The 15,556-nt window shown below is 30.5% G+C and carries 11 protein-coding genes; 4 read left to right on the forward strand and 7 right to left on the reverse strand.

Annotation, left to right across the window (positions count from 1 at the left end; genetic code table 11):
• Positions 1-147: 147 nt before the first annotated feature.
• The 3 genes from AC13CQ_RS13350 to AC13CQ_RS13360 are packed head-to-tail and all read left to right on the forward strand — an operon-like array spanning position 148 to position 7,352.
• On the forward strand, positions 148-1,320 hold the full coding sequence (locus tag AC13CQ_RS13350) for a Pycsar system effector family protein (RefSeq protein ID WP_335587725.1): 1,173 nt from the start codon (positions 148-150) through the stop codon (positions 1,318-1,320).
• A 1-nt stretch (position 1,321) separates the two neighbouring features.
• Entirely contained in the window at positions 1,322-3,667 is a 2,346-nt protein-coding gene (locus AC13CQ_RS13355; RefSeq protein ID WP_482882936.1) for a hypothetical protein, read from the forward strand.
• 19 nt (positions 3,668-3,686) lie between these two features.
• Complete coding sequence (locus AC13CQ_RS13360; RefSeq protein WP_474507297.1) at positions 3,687-7,352, forward strand: metallophosphoesterase; 3,666 nt, start codon at positions 3,687-3,689, stop codon at positions 7,350-7,352.
• Here AC13CQ_RS13360 and AC13CQ_RS13365 read toward each other — a convergent pair.
• Positions 7,335-7,652: a hypothetical protein gene (locus AC13CQ_RS13365; protein ID WP_337900435.1), complete on the reverse strand. Its 318-nt coding sequence runs from the start codon at positions 7,650-7,652 to the stop codon at positions 7,335-7,337. The genes AC13CQ_RS13360 and AC13CQ_RS13365 overlap by 18 nt on opposite strands.
• Before the next feature lie 238 nt (positions 7,653-7,890).
• Here AC13CQ_RS13365 and AC13CQ_RS13370 point away from each other — a divergent pair, with 238 nt between their 5' ends.
• Complete coding sequence (locus AC13CQ_RS13370; protein ID WP_335587721.1) at positions 7,891-8,436, forward strand: hypothetical protein; 546 nt, start codon at positions 7,891-7,893, stop codon at positions 8,434-8,436.
• Positions 8,437-9,136: 700 nt separating this feature from the next.
• On the opposite strand, the gene rplS is transcribed toward AC13CQ_RS13370, so the two are convergent.
• From rplS to AC13CQ_RS13400, 6 genes are all read right to left on the reverse strand, one after another.
• Positions 9,137-9,487, reverse strand: a complete 351-nt coding sequence (rplS, locus tag AC13CQ_RS13375; RefSeq protein ID WP_008614107.1) for a 50S ribosomal protein L19 — start codon at positions 9,485-9,487, stop codon at positions 9,137-9,139.
• Between the two features lie 603 nt (positions 9,488-10,090).
• Positions 10,091-10,768 carry a tRNA (guanosine(37)-N1)-methyltransferase TrmD gene (gene trmD, locus AC13CQ_RS13380; RefSeq protein WP_335587720.1) on the reverse strand — a complete coding sequence of 226 codons (678 nt, stop codon included), beginning with the start codon at positions 10,766-10,768 and terminating at the stop codon, positions 10,091-10,093.
• A 15-nt stretch (positions 10,769-10,783) separates the two neighbouring features.
• Complete coding sequence (locus AC13CQ_RS13385) at positions 10,784-11,857, reverse strand: DUF748 domain-containing protein (RefSeq protein WP_337900436.1); 1,074 nt, start codon at positions 11,855-11,857, stop codon at positions 10,784-10,786.
• Between the two features lie 106 nt (positions 11,858-11,963).
• Positions 11,964-12,578, reverse strand: coding sequence for a tRNA (guanine-N1)-methyltransferase (locus tag AC13CQ_RS13390; protein WP_157136685.1), 615 nt, complete (start codon positions 12,576-12,578; stop codon positions 11,964-11,966).
• 558 nt (positions 12,579-13,136) lie between these two features.
• Positions 13,137-13,937 (reverse strand): DUF2490 domain-containing protein, encoded by an 801-nt coding sequence (locus AC13CQ_RS13395; protein WP_008614111.1) that lies wholly within the window; start codon positions 13,935-13,937, stop codon positions 13,137-13,139.
• A 101-nt stretch (positions 13,938-14,038) separates the two neighbouring features.
• Complete coding sequence (locus tag AC13CQ_RS13400; RefSeq protein WP_337900438.1) at positions 14,039-15,490, reverse strand: glyceraldehyde-3-phosphate dehydrogenase; 1,452 nt, start codon at positions 15,488-15,490, stop codon at positions 14,039-14,041.
• Positions 15,491-15,556 lie beyond the last annotated feature (66 nt).

The following is a 15,556-nucleotide window of genomic DNA, read 5'->3' on the forward strand; positions in this document are numbered from 1 at the left end:
AAAATAAACTGAATAAAATTGATTTTACTTGAAAGTTTTATAAGACATATAAGACAGAGGTATGTGTTTAATTAAAATTGGATAGGCTAGCACCAATAACTCCTATTAATTCTTTATTTTTATATAATATTTAACAAAGCATTTCCTATGGAAGAGATTATCTTACAACAAGCAGCAACATTTGTTACTGACTTATTTGAAAATAAATTATCTCCAAAAAATTTATATCATAACATAGCACATACAGAAAGAGTTTTAGAGAATGTAACAAAGATTTCTAAATATGAAAATTGTAATGCGCATGACATTTTTTTGCTAAAATTGGCTGCATGGTTTCATGATACAGGTTATACTGTAGTTGAAGATGTAGGTCATGAATTTAAAAGTGTCGAAATAATAAAGCAGTTTTTTGACCAAATATCAATTTCAGAAGAAGATAAATTATTGGTAGAAAAATTAATATTAGTAACACAATCTAATTTACCCCCTAAAACACATTTGGAGCAAATAATGAAAGATGCAGATTGTGCGCATGTTGCTTCAAACGATTTTTTTGATATTTCAGAACAACTTCGGTTGGAATTAATTTATAAAAAAGAGGAAGAAATTTTAGAGTTAGACTGGTTTTTAAAAAACAAACAGTTTCTAGAAAAGCATTCGTTTTATACAACATATGCAATTCAAAAGCTTCAACCTCAAAAAGAAATTAATGAGTATCATTTAAATCAAAAAATTACTAAACTAGAAGAAAAGAGAGCTAATAAAAGTGCCAATAAAAAAACGGGGAGAGGTGTAGAAACGCTCTTTAGAGTTCAGTTAAAAAACCATATCGAGTTAAGTGCAATTGCAGATACTAAAGCCAATATTTTATTATCTGTAAACGCAATTATTATTTCGGTGGTGCTATCTAACTTGGTACCTAAGCTTGATAACGAATCGAATTTATTTTTAGTCTACCCAACTCTTATCCTATTAACTTTTAGTGTTATTTCTATTGTTTTGTCTGTAATATCTACTAGACCAAACATATCTAATGTTACAGTAACAAAAGAAATGATAGTAAATAATAGGACGAATATTCTGTTTTTTGGAAATTTCTATAAGATGAATTTGAAAGATTTTGAGTGGGGAATCGACTATTTAATTAGCAATGAAGACACGTTGTATAATTCGCTTACTAAAGATTTATATTATTTAGGACTTGTTTTAGAACGAAAATATAGATTGTTAAGAATTACTTACACAGTATTTATGATTGGGATAGTAATTTCGGCAATATCTTTTGTGGTAAGCTATAATTTTTTCATTAATATTTTTTAGCATGAAAAGGCATATCCCTACAGGGCCATTTAAACCTATTATTTCATTTAAAGTTTTGGCAGCAAAGCTTAAAGACTTATTGGCTTCATCTAATAGTATAGAGAGGTTTCAGGCGGAGCAAATTTTGGCTATTTTGGATAAAACTCCAGATTTAGTTAATGGAATGAGAGATTATAAGGTTTTTAACTCTTATAAAGAAGAAGTAGCACAATTAATGAGTGTTTTGTTTCCTTCAGCATTAAGTGGAAACGAAATTAAAGCTGCTGTTTTTCCGTTTTCAAATCAGTTTTTTTACGCATCTAAACGTTTTTTAGATATTTCTAAACAAACAACTACAGATATTGAAGAAGTTTTTAGAAAGCTATATCAGAAGAATGAAAATGTGGTGAATTTAAATCCATATGCTATTATTCTTAATCAATATTATGGGTATAATGTAGATTTTGAAAGACCAAAACATATAAAGTTAGAAGGCGTTAACGGAAGAACAAGAACATATAGAGTAGCTTTTAATGCCGATTTTATAACCATGTATCCAAATGAAAATGCAATAGAGATTACACCTGAAATTCTTGATATTCTGCTTTCAAATGCAGACGATGAAGAGGTATGGCAAAGTTATTTTTCAAACGATTCTTGGACCATAGAAGGTTTTGGAATTTTAAATATGATACATGTAACTCTAGACGATCAAATAGATACTTTTAAAACACATTTAATCCAGCCAAATAATAAGAGTTTTAAATATTTGTTAGAAGATATTCGAGCAATTTTTAATATTCCAAATTTACGCTTAGGGAGCTATAAAGTGGATCATAATAAAATTATTCCGCCGTACGATAAAAATTTTGAGATGCTTACCTTGTCTTCAGAAGAAATTATTGAGACTTCCAATTATGCTTGTACGGAGATGAATAATCTATTGTTTGATGAGTGTAAACCAGCCATTATTGCAAATGTAGAAAACTACCATAAAAAAAATAATGGCAATAGATTGAGTAAGGCATTACTAGAACGCGGATTAAAAAGTGCCGCTTTATTGCCTATTTCTATTGAAGGAAAACTAAGTTTTATTATTGAATTAGCAACTCCTGAAATTAATCAGATCAATGCTATAAACATGGTGAAACTAGATAGTATTATTCCATTTATACTGAGTTATTCAAAGCGTTCTGTAAATGAATTTCAGAATGAAGTAAGTGCAGTAATTCAGCAGGAATGTACCTCTATCCATCCATCTGTAGAATGGCGATTTGAAGAAGAAGCTGCTCGGTATATTTATAGACGTAACATGGGGGAATCACCTTCATTTAAAGAAATTGCTTTTAAAGATGTGTATCCTTTATATGGGCAAGTAGATATTGTGGGGTCTTCTATAGCAAGGAATGAAGCTATTCGTGAAGATTTAACAAATCAATTAATGCAAAGTAGCGTATTGTTAGAGGCAAGAGTAAAGCATGATAAGCTTCCTTTTTACGAACAATTAATTTTTCAGATAGCTAAATATCTCAAAGAGCTTAATGAGAATTTTAATGCAAGCACAGAACAAGAGATAACTATCTTTTTTGAAAATCAATTATATCCATTATTTAAACACATACAAGCGTCTAAAAAAGCCTCTAAAGATATAGATGCATTTTTAGCACTGTTAGAAGAAGAGAATAAAACTTTCTATATAGCTCGAAAAGCTTATGATACTGCTGTAGATGCTATTAATAAACTCTTTTCAAATTTTATGGATAAGAAGCAGAAAGAAGCTCAGCAAATGTTTCCACATTATTTTGAAAAGTATAAAACTGATGGGCTAGAGCATAATATGTATGTAGGACAATCAATTGTGAAGCATTTAACGTATCATGACACTGTATTGTATAACCTACGGTTGTGGCAATTACAGGTTACTTGTGAGATGGAAGCAATGTATTATCAGCAACAAAAAGACTTCCCGTTGCCTTTAGAAGTAGCATCTCTTATACTAGCTTATGACATACCAATTACAATACAATATAGAATTGATGAAAAACATTTTGATGTAGATGGTGCGTACAATGTACGGTATGAAATGATTAAAAAGCGAATAGACAAAGCGCATATAAAAGGTACAAATGAGCGTTTAACGCAACCTCATAAATTATGTGTAGTATTTTCTAGTACAGCAATAGAACGAGAATATTTAGCTTATTTTGAGTTTTTAAAATCTAAAAATTACATTGGAGAACATATAGAGATTTTAGAATTAGAGGAACTGCAAGGTGCAAGTGGAATAAAAGCTCTTAGAGCAGAATTAAATCCTAATTTACAAAAGGTTTCAGATGTTTTTACGGTGAAAGATTTGCAATCCGTTTAATTGTTTAAAAAAATAATTAATGATAAAAAAACTACCAATTAAATATTTATTCCTTTTAGTTTTCTTTACAGCCTGTGCTACTTTAGAATATGAAACTAATAAAGAGAATAATGCTGTTTTAAGCGGAATTAATAAAGAGACTATAAATGTTTTTTTAATTGGAGATGCTGGGAAATTAGGGGTTAATAATACTACTCCCAAAGCATTAGTAGCATTGCAAGAACAATTTAAAGAAGCAGATGCTAATGATATACTATTTTTTTTAGGAGATAATATTTATCCATTAGGATTGCCTTCAGAAAAAAAGAAAGGTTATAAAGCGGCTAAACAAAACTTAGATGCACAATTAAAAGTTGCTAAGTCTTTTCCTGGGAGTGTTTATGTTATTCCAGGGAATCACGATTGGTATCATGGAATAAAAGGACTCAAGCGCCAAGAAAAATTGGTAGAAGAGGCGCTTGGTAAAAATACTTTTCAGCCTGAGGATGGATGTGGAATTGAAAAAATTAATATCAATGATGATACCGTATTGTTGCTTGTAGACTCGCAATGGTATATAACCGATTGGGACAAACAACCAACTATAAATGATGATTGTGAAATTAAAACCCGAGATCAATTTTTAGAAGAATTTCGTAGTGAAATTAAAAAAGCTAGAGGTAAAACAACGCTTGTGGCTATTCATCATCCAATGTTTAGTAACGGCTCTCATGCTGGGCAATACACCGTCAAAAGTAATATGAGTCCGCTGCCAGTTTTAGGAACCATAAAAAATGTTTTAAGAACTACAAGCGGAGCTTCTAATGCAGATATGTCGAATTGGTATTATAATGATTTAAGAAAAAAATTAATAGCTGCTGCACAAGAAAATAATAATGTGGTTTTTTTATCAGGGCACGAGCATAATTTACAGTTTATTCAATCAGATAATTTAACTCAAATAATAAGTGGATCAGGCTCTAAAATAACAGGAGTGCGTAAAAGAGATGGAAACGTATTTGGAGCAAGTACAAATGGTTTTGCAGTGTTAAATATCAACAAAGACAAAACTTCGGATGTTCAATTTTTTGACGCAGCAACCAATAAGGTTATTTTTCGTTCAAAAGTTAATACAGAAAAAGGAAAATCTTTTATCAACTATCCTTCTCAGTTTCCAGATTCTATATCGGCTTCGGTTTATACTTTAGACGAAACAACCAAAAGCGGATTTTATAGTTGGTTATGGGGAGCGCGTTATCGAGACTATTTTAGCAAGCCTGTTTTGGCAAAAACCGTTAATCTGGACACATTATACGGCGGATTAAAACCTGTAAGAAAGGGGGGAGGAACTCAATCTAGATCTTTGCGTTTAGAAGCCAAAAATGGAGCACAGTATGTTATGCGAGCCGTTAAAAAAAGTGCAACGCAATACATACAAGCTTCGTTGTTTGACGATCAATATGTTGACGATCAGTTTGATGAAACTGCAGCCGAAGCTTTGTTAAAAGATGTTTTTACTGGCTCGCATCCATATGCTCCCTTGGCTATTGGAGAATTGTCTGATGCTGCAGGCGTATATCATTTAAATCCAAAGTTATATTACATACCAAAGCAAAATGCTTTGATGGGCTACAATAATGAGTTTGGAAATGAATTGTATTTATTAGAAGAGCATGCCTCAGAAGGACATCCAAGTTTAGCAGGCAAAAATTTTACAGGAGATATTGTTAGTACGTTAGATGTTATAGAAGAAATTCATTCAGATGAAGATGTAGTAATTGATCAAGAAAATTATGTACGTGCTAGATTATTTGATATGCTAATAGGCGATTGGGATCGGCATCAAGATCAATGGCGTTGGTTAGAATTTAAAGAGAACGGAAAAAAAGTATATCGTGCTTTACCAAGAGACCGAGATCAAGCATTTTCTAAAATGTCAGATGGCGCTATTTTGACTGCTGCAATAAATTTGTTGCCCGCTGCTAGAATTTTAAGACAGTATGATGAAGATTTGAAAGATGTAAAAGGGATTAATGTAGAGCCCTTTCCTTTGGATAAAACTTTTATTATTGATGTTGATAAATCTGTATGGGATGCACAAGTAAGATATATTCAACAGCATGTTACTGACGATGTTATTGATAAATCTTTTGCTGAAATGCCTAAGGAAGTCCAAGATGAATCTATTGATAGGATAAAATATTTGTTAAAATCTCGACGCAAAAATTTGCAAGATATATCCGATCGATACTATAAGGTTGTTAATAAATTAGCTATAGTTACAGGAACCAATAAAGATGATTATTTTTCTATAAAAGCCTATAAAGATGGGAGTGTTGAAGTGTCCACTCTTAGAAAGAAAGATGATACTATTAAAGATCAATTTCATCATAGGGTATACAATCCAAAAGAGACGAAAGAGATATGGATTTATGGTTTAGATGATACCGATACTTTTGAGATGTTTAATAAAAGTAGGAAAATAAAAATCAAACTTATAGGAGGACAAAATAATGATGAATACATTATACCACATGGTAAGAATGTAGTTATTTATGATTATAAGTCAAAGAAAAACACACTTGATAATGTAAAATCTGCCAATATTAAGCTCACAGATAGGTATAAAACAAATGTTTACAATTATAAAAAGTTCAAAAATAACACCAATCAGATAATTCCAGTTATAGGAGCAAATCCAGATGATGGTTTGAAAATAGGCGTTTCAAATACATATACAACTTATGGTTTTGAGAGAAATCCGTTTACAACGCAGCATCATATAAATGCGGCTTATTATTTTGCTACCAACGGATATGAGGTATTATATCAAGGAGAGTTTGCCAATGTAATTGGAGGGTTGAACTTTCGTTTGGAAGCAGGATTTCAAAGTCCAAATTACTCTTTAAACTTTTTTGGCTACGGAAATAAAACAGCAAATAATGATGATGATTTAGGTCTTGATTACAATAGAGTAAAAGTTCGAAGTGTTGGTATTGCTCCAAGTATGGTATGGAAATCAAGGAGAAGCTCAGTAACTTTTGGAGCTTATTATGAGTCGGTAGAAGTAAATGATACCGATAACAGATTTGTTCAGGAGAACAATAATATTTTGCCTAGTTATGTTTTTGATGAGGTACAGTTTGCTGGCGTAAAAACGTCGTTTAGTTATTCTAATTACGATAATAAGGCTTATCCAACGGTAGGTTTAAGATTTTCTATGCTCGCTGGGTATAGTGCTAATTTAGATGTTAATAGTCGCCAATATGGTTATTTTATTCCAGCCTTGGGGATTGCGCATAAATTAAATCATTCTGGGCGCTTAGTTTTAGCTTCAAACATAAAAGCCCATTTAAATATAGGAGATGATTATGAATTTTATCAGGCTGCAACAATAGGAGGGATAGATGGACTCCGAGGATTTAGAAATCAGCGTTTTACAGGGAAAACTTCTTTCTATCAAAATACAGATCTGCGTTATAGTTTTTCAAATATTAAGACACCTTTAATTCCTATAAAATTAGGGTTGTATGGAAGTTTTGATTATGGGCGCGTATGGTTTACAGAAAATGAAGGGAGTAAGTGGCACAACTCTTATGGAGGAGGAATGTTTATTAATGGCGCTGAATTAATTTCTGCTAATTTGGGAGTTTTTGATTCGGTAGACGGGATACGTGTTGCCTTTGGTTTAGGTTTTGGATTTTAGAAGAGCTACATTTTTTTTCTTTTCCCAATTAGGTTTTCTTGAATTATTTTCAAAAACTTCAATTTTTACTTCACCTGCATTGTTAAGATACATTTCTAAGTCAATTATTCCTGCTTTGGTAGATTTAAATTTTCTAGATTTTTCTTTCTCATTAGAGATAAGATCAAAATGTCTCCGTCCAGGTATTGATTGATATGCTGGAAAAGACCAGTTATCACTTGTTATTATATCTTTATAATGAAAGATTCCATAGTTGCTAATGCACCAAAAACAGTTGATAAAGTAAGGACTAAGTAACATAAATTAAGTAGTAATTCTGGTTTTATATTTCTGGGATTTATTTCAATAACAGTTGTGTTTTTAATTTTAGCTTAAAATAGTATGTAAAAATAATAATCTATATAGTATTTGTTAGGTTCAAAATTTAAGAAAACTTAATGTGTAGAGAAATAACTCTTTAAAATTATTTTCTATAAAAAATATTTTGTAATATATATTTTCTATTTTTAGTGTGATACTAACAATAAAAATAACTAATATGAATGATTTTTTATTAACCTTAATTAATAATTTAACTACAAGTTTATTTGTTGGTGTCTTATCTGGTTTACTTGCTTCGTATATTTTTTTGATGTATTATTTGAAAAAGAAAAGACCGAAGATTGTAATATCAGATTATATAAGTAAGGATGTTATTGATGAGGAGATTAACTATTTATTCAAATTTGTAAATAAGACTAGTTCGGAGATATTTGATGTTAGAGTGGAGCCTACTTTTTATAAGCCTTTTGGCGATTTGAATGGGACTAATTTGAGAAGTAAAGATATTCAGTTGAAAGATAATTTTATATCTACTATTCCATGTAAAAACAGTAGAGATTCTCATAATTGTCATGCAATGAGAGTTAGAACTACCGAAAAATTAGAAGATAATTGGGTAGATGAGTCTTCTTTTTTAAGATTAACAATTATAGCAAAGCATTCCTTGTCTGGTCTTAATAAAGTTTTTGTAAAAGATTTTCATTCAAAGGATTGTATTGTGTCGAAGAAATTTCAATCTGGAGATGATTTAGGTGTTAAATAAGTTAATATATTTGTTTTCTAGTTTGATAGGTATTAAAATTGTATATATTGTTATGTAAAAACTACACTATCATGAAAAAAGATGTAATAGTAGGGTAATATCCCTAAAAAGTTAAAAATTGATTATAAATCTTATAAATTAAAAGACTGTACTTAGCAGTCTTTTTTTAATTAATTTAATCAGTAGAAAAAAAATAGTACTGATTTTAGAGATATTTAAAAAACAAAAGCCATATCAATACATTATATGTTTTGATATGGCTTTCTTAGAAATAGGTACTTAAATTTTCGTATTTTCTATAAAAGAACGCTACTACTAATAGTTCGCTATTTCTATGAAACATCTAGTTTTCTCAATAATTTAATCAAGACCTAACTTTAATGCTTCAAATTTGTTTTTAATTCCTAATTGAATTTCAGTATAAAACTTCCACTCTTTTGGCACTGATTTAGTATGATCTACTAAATTCAAACTTTCTCTTTGATTTAACTTTTTAAATTAAATAGTGAAGAGACTCATTAAGAACAAATGTTTTAAGAATTAATCTTTCTTAAAACTCTATTGTAAATATAAGGTAAATGTATGCTGATTACAATTTTTTAACACATTATTAATCAACACTTTATAAACATGACTTATTAACAATTGTTCATAAAAAAAGCCTGCATATAGCAGGCTTTTTGGTGTTATGGTAAATAGGTTAAGATCTAACCTCTTTAATTCTTGCTTTTTTACCAGTAAGACCTCTAAAGTAGTATATACGTGATCTACGTACTTTACCTTTTTTGTTGATCTCTACTTTTTGTAATGCAGGCATGTTGATTGGGAAAATTCTTTCTACCCCAACAGTTCCAGACATTTTTCTAATAGTAAACGTTTCTGAAGAACCTGTTCCTCTTCTTTGGATAACTACTCCTCTAAAGAACTGAGTACGTGTTTTTTCTCCCTCTTTAATTTCATAGTATACAGTAATTGTATCTCCTGCTGAAAACTCAGGGAACTCTTTTCTTTCTACAAACTCGTCTTGTACAAATTTTACTAAAGCTTCCATTGTGCTATATTTATAATGTGTTGATTCAGAGTAACATTCACGATTATCGTCAGAGGTTAATCCGAATTTGGGTGCAAAAATAATTATTATTAATTAAAATACAACCTTTTACAGTTTATTTTTTGTTATAATTATATTACTGTCCGATAAAAGCAGACAATGTTTATTGCATTCTACATATATCAAGGGTTAATAGAGTTTTTTAAAATAGCCTCCTTGCTATTAAGAAAAATGAATAAAAAGAGGAGCTTAGTAGTGTTGTTTCTTTAAGCTGCTCATGTTGTAATAGTTAAGGTTTAGTCTTTGTTCTTTTATCTTGCAGCGAAGCGGTCTTGTATTTTTACTCGGACATAAATGTTATAATTATATTATTGTCCGATAAAAGCAGACAATGTTTATTGCATTCTACATATATCAAGGGTTAATAGAGGTTTTTAAAATACCCCCCTTGCTATTAAGAAAAATGAATAAAAAGAGGAGCTTAGTAATGTTGTTTCTTTAAGCTGCTCATGTTGTAATAGTTAAGATTTAGTCTTTGTTCTTTTCTCTTGTAGCGAAGCGGTCTTGTATTTTTACTCGGACATAATGTTATAATTACTAGATTTATTCATCTAATAAATCAGGTCTGCGCTCTTTTGTTCTCTTATAAGCCTGTTCTTCACGCCATTTTTCAATTTTAGGAAAATTACCACTCAATAAAATTTCAGGTACTTTATGTCCGTTATAATCTGAGGGTCTAGTATAAACAGGTGGCGCCAATAAATCGTCTTGAAAGGAATCGGTTAGGGCAGAGGTTTCATCATTTAAAACACCTGGAATAAGGCGGATAATAGAATCGCATAGTACAGCGGCTCCCAACTCTCCTCCAGAAAGTACATAATCTCCTATTGATATTTCTTTGGTTACAAAAATATCACGTACCCGTTGATCTACTCCTTTATAATGGCCACATAAAATAATAAGATTCCCTTTTAATGAAAGCTGATTTGCAATGCCTTGATTGAGGGTTTCCCCATCTGGAGTCATATAAATAACTTCATCATAGCTTCTCTCTGCTTTTAATCCGCTAATACATTTATCAATGGGTTCAATCATCATTACCATTCCAGCTCCGCCACCAAATTGATAATCATCTACAGTTTTGTAATTATTTGTAGTATAATCTCTTAAATTATGTAAATGTATTTCTACATGCCCTTTATCAATTGCTCTTTTTAAAATAGAAGCTTCAAAAGGACTTGTAAGTAGCTCTGGTAGTACTGTAATTATATCTATCCGCATTTTATAAATAGAATTTTATTCTTCTTTTTTAGCATCTTTAAACATTACCGACTCATCTATTTCTCCTTTATAGGCTTTTATAAATGCATTTTTAAAGATTCCTGCAATAGTACTAAAAATGTTTGAATCTACATTGTTAAGGTCGCCTTCAATAGGGATTTTAGTAGCTAAAGAGTCTTGTTTTTGATTTTTAAAGATAAATTTAAAAAATCCAACAAATCCTTCCCATGCTTTTTTAAAGATACTACTGTTTTCTTTGCCAAAAGAATCTACAATTTTTACATCCGTTAAAATAGGCTTAAAATATCCTTTTAAATAACCATTGTTTATTACAAGCTCACTAAAAAGGTCAAAATTTCCTTTTTCAAAGTCTATTCCTACATAAGCAAGGGTGAATGAGTTTAGAGCTTTGACAGCTGCTTTTTCAAGTGAAAAATTAAAATCAACATCTGGAATTTGTTGTACTAAATCCATTTCTCCATCAAGTTTTACATTTCCGCCACCAATGCTAACTCCTGTTAAATGAAGTGAGGAAGGGAGCTTTTGTTCTTTGTTTTCTACATTTCTTAAATTGGTGGCTACTAACTCTATTTGGTCAATATATAAATCTACATCGGGACTCTTATTAAATTCAATAAATCCTACTTTTCCTTCAGTAATTGTAAGTTTATTAATGTCTATGGGAACAAGATCTGTTAGTGCTTTACTCCAATCGTTGTTAGAAGTTTTTACAGAATCATTTACTTGTTCTTCAAAAATATAAGTGATTTTAGGTCTGTATAAGTCGATTTTGCTTACAATTTCTCCGTCAAAAAGCGATTTCCATTGAATGGAGATGTCGGATTTCTCAAAATTTAAAAAAGGAATGCTACTTTCTCCATTCATCTTATCTAATTTTAATTGATGAATAACATAAGCACCTCGGTACAAATTAATGTCTATATCTTCTACATGTCCCCAATAGCCTGGTATTTCTTGTAAAGTATTGTTTACATATCTCTTTACAATAGTGGGAAGTAATAACCGTACTATAACTAATAAAAGTATAATAACTACAACTATGTAAGTTGCTTTTTTTCTTTTTGACATGGATGGTTTTTAATTGGTAAGATAAAAAAACTCCCCTTAAGGGGAGTTTAATAGAATCATAATTTATCCCCATAAATGGGATTTATATCTTAAAAAAGTTAAAACCTTACTTAGTTTTAGTAAGTTTTTGCTTATTTATTTCGTCTTGTAATTGTCTTCTAGCTTTCTGCTCTCGCTCTAAAGCTTTTCTGCGGTGTTCTTCATATTCTTCTTCCAATTCCGCTAAAGATTTTTGAGCTTCTTGAGTTACTGTATTGGCATTTTTAAATTTATAAACAAAGAAACCTAGAATTAAAGCTAGGATAGCAACAATTCCCCACATAATACCTTTGTAGGCAGGTTTGTTAATAAGGGCTCCAAAAAAAGAAATGCTATCCTTCTCTTCAGTAACTGTTGCAAGTTGTTGATTTGTAGAAGCTAATTCTTTGTTTAAATTATCAATTTTTGATTTCTGTGTACTCGTTAGTTGCTCCGATGTTGCAAGCTCTTTTTCTAACCTAGCTACAGAATCTAGCGTGTTTTTCTTTAGAAGTAAAAGCCAGTTTTTCTTTACTACTTTATAATCTTGATAATTGTTGGCCTTTTGAAAGATGTATTCAAACTGATTGTCGATACTCCCTTCTGTTAAAGACAATTCTTTTTTATCACTTTCTTGTGCAATGACAGTGAAAATTGAAAATAGAATTAAGGATGTTGCTGTTAATAGGTTCTTTCTCGTCATCTTCATTCGTTAAAATGTTAATTCCACTACGTGGTTTTAATTCCTCGATTCTTACTTCGATTCTTTATCGAAATCCATTTAGCTAGAACCGAAGTAGGTTAATTATTCGTTTTAATTTCTCATAAAGAGTTTAATCCATTGACAATATATGTCAAAATGAATTAATTTATTCTTTTTGAATATCACATATTTAGGCTTAAAGCAGATGGATGATTCAAAAAAATCTATGTAGTAGCAATATTTAGGGTTGCAAAGTTACGTTTTTACTGCAAACGATTACAATATTAAGTTATTGTTTTCATTTAATAAAAAAGTTTTACATTTTATTATATTGTTGTCCAATAAAAGTTTAACGGAATTTATTGGACTCCATTTATATGATAGTTCAAATGGGGTTTTCAAAATGGAAGCTTTGCTATTAATAAGAATGAATGAAAAAAGGATTTTAGTAATGCGTTTTCTTTAAACTACTTATTTTGTGGTATTTAAGATTTAGTTTTGTCCTTTATTCTTATAGCGAAGCGATCTAGTATTTTTACTCGGACATTAATAATTTTATTATAATTCATGTGGGTCTTTAACTAAGCGTAAAGGAAATGTTTTGTATACTCTTAATTGAAAGATAATATCATTAGTTCGAACTAAGTTTTCAAATTCTTGTTTAGTGTAATGATAACCAATGCTGAATTGTGCTTTAAAACTAGGATTGAATACATAGCCTATTCCAGGAGTGATTCTAATAACATCGTTAATTTGTTTAGATTTTTTAATATTGAAGAAAAACTCAACATCAGCAGGGATGTAAAAGCCTTTTGACTTATCCGCAAATAAGTCTGACAAATTAATAATACCAGATATTTTATATCGTAATCGTAATCCAAAAGAGCTGTTTTCTTCTCTGAAAAGATTGGTAAAACGTTCTTCTAAACGAAGGTATTGATTAAATTTTGTTCTTTTGGTAAAGTTAAAACCAAGACTATATCCTTGGTATATCCTATATTCAAATGCGTTAACGGCATTAAAATTATTGATATAAAAATACCCGATACCTCCAGTTACCGCATGGTTAAATTTTAAATTCTTTAGATTGAGTTGTTTTAATTGGTATTGGATTTCAGCTTTGGAGACAAATCTTTCTCCATTTTTTGGTTCGTTAGTTCTATAGCTAATATCTGTATTTAGACGGGTGCGTTCACTCAATTTCCAAGATGGTTTTAATTCAAACCATAATTGTCTGGTAAAATCATGATCCGCAATACTGTCATTTTGAGAGTAGCTGAATGAAAAATTCAAAAAAATAAAAATAACAATAACAAGAATTACCTTAAAGGAAGCATATTCTTTGTTAGGTATTTCCATGAGTTATTTAATATGAGTTAAATAACTAAAATAGTTAATAATTGTGAAATTAAAAAAGCCTTATTCTTAATTATGAGTCAAGAATAAGGCTTATTTTATTATTAATAGTAAGTAAAACGTCTAACTTTAGCAATATACTTTGCAAGTCTCATTACTTGGTGGCTATAGCCGTACTCATTGTCGTACCAAATATATAAAACAATGTTTTTTCCGTCTGGAGAAACAATAGTAGCATTACTATCGTAAATAGAAGGGGCGGAGGTGCCTATAATGTCCGAGGAAACCAATTCGTTATTTAAGGAATATTTTATTTGCTCTACCAAATCTCCTTCTAATGCATATTTTTTTATAATGGTATTAATGCCTGCTTTTGTTGTTCCTTTTTCAATATCTAAATTTAAAACAACTAGGGAGCCATTTGGAACAGGAACTCTAATGGCATTGGAGGTTAATTTTCCTTCTAAATTAGGGAGCGCTTTTGCTACAGCTTTTCCTGCTCCAGTTTCGGTAATAACCATATTTAATGCTGCAGCCCTTCCTCTTCTATATTTTCCATGCATATTATCCACCAAATTTTGGTCGTTTGTATAGGCATGAATAGTTTCTAGGTGTCCTTTTATAATCCCTAAAGAGTCTTCAATAGCTTTGAGAATTGGTGTAATAGCATTTGTGGTGCAGGATGCGGCAGAAAATATAGTTTCTTTATCAGGATTGTATTCTTTGTGGTTTACACCATATACAATATTAGGAATGTTTTTTCCTGGAGCTGTAAGAAGTACTTTTTTTACACCTTTCGATTTTAAATGACGTGCTAGCTCTTTATCATCTCTATAAACTCCTGTGTTATCTATTACTAGCGCATCTTTAATTCCGTAGGCAGTATAATCAATGTTTTCTGGATTGGATACATTAATTAAATAAACAGTAGTTCCATTTATTATTAATGCTTTTTTCTCCACATCAATAGCAACTGTTCCTGAAAAGAAACCATGAATAGAATCGTTTTCTAGTAATGAAGCTCTTTTTTTTAGGACTTCTTCTGTAATTTCACCTCTGGTAACAATTGCTCTTAATCTAAGTTGTGATCCAACTCCAGTTTTTGCCATTAATTCTCTAGCTAAGAGCCTACCAATTCTTCCAAACCCGTATAAAATAACGTCTTTAGGTTTTATCCCATTTGTTTTATTAGCATCTTTTAATTTATTGATAACAAATGAAGCGGTATCTGTATGCTGAGAATCTTCTACATGAAACTCATAGGTAAGTTTTCCTATGTCGATTTTTGAAGGAGGTAGATTCATATTTTTTATGGCATTTGCAATGTCTACCGAATCGAAAATTGATATTGGTTTCTGTACAAATTCTCCTGCATATTTGTGTAAGTTCATTATTTCACTAACACTTTTGTCTATCAACTGATTTCTAAAAAGTACTAGTTCAACGGAGTTATCATACCAAAGATCACTTACAATTTTAATAAACTCTACGGTTGCTCTTCTTCTGTCTGCCTGAAAAGCAAGTTCTTTCTCATAGGTTTCATTTGTTACTTTCATTCTTGTGTTGTTTTGTTTGTAGTGCTTTTTTAATCCCCTATTAGGGTTTTGTTTTTTTTGAGGCTA

The organism is Galbibacter sp. L-19 (assembly GCF_056857615.1).

Bases quoted from the DNA above. Each gene is read 5' to 3' on its own strand.
- AC13CQ_RS13350 (WP_335587725.1), top strand. From the start codon at position 148: ATGGAAGAGATTATCTTACAACAAGCAGCAACATTTGTTACTGACTTA.
- AC13CQ_RS13355 (WP_482882936.1), top strand. From the start codon at position 1,322: ATGAAAAGGCATATCCCTACAGGGCCATTTAAACCTATTATTTCATTT.
- AC13CQ_RS13360 (WP_474507297.1), top strand. From the start codon at position 3,687: ATGATAAAAAAACTACCAATTAAATATTTATTCCTTTTAGTTTTCTTT.
- AC13CQ_RS13365 (WP_337900435.1), bottom strand. From the start codon at position 7,652: ATGTTACTTAGTCCTTACTTTATCAACTGTTTTTGGTGCATTAGCAAC.
- AC13CQ_RS13370 (WP_335587721.1), top strand. From the start codon at position 7,891: ATGAATGATTTTTTATTAACCTTAATTAATAATTTAACTACAAGTTTA.
- rplS (WP_008614107.1), bottom strand. From the start codon at position 9,487: ATGGAAGCTTTAGTAAAATTTGTACAAGACGAGTTTGTAGAAAGAAAA.
- trmD (WP_335587720.1), bottom strand. From the start codon at position 10,768: ATGCGGATAGATATAATTACAGTACTACCAGAGCTACTTACAAGTCCT.
- AC13CQ_RS13385 (WP_337900436.1), bottom strand. From the start codon at position 11,857: ATGTCAAAAAGAAAAAAAGCAACTTACATAGTTGTAGTTATTATACTT.
- AC13CQ_RS13390 (WP_157136685.1), bottom strand. From the start codon at position 12,578: ATGACGAGAAAGAACCTATTAACAGCAACATCCTTAATTCTATTTTCA.
- AC13CQ_RS13395 (WP_008614111.1), bottom strand. From the start codon at position 13,937: ATGGAAATACCTAACAAAGAATATGCTTCCTTTAAGGTAATTCTTGTT.
- AC13CQ_RS13400 (WP_337900438.1), bottom strand. From the start codon at position 15,490: ATGAAAGTAACAAATGAAACCTATGAGAAAGAACTTGCTTTTCAGGCA.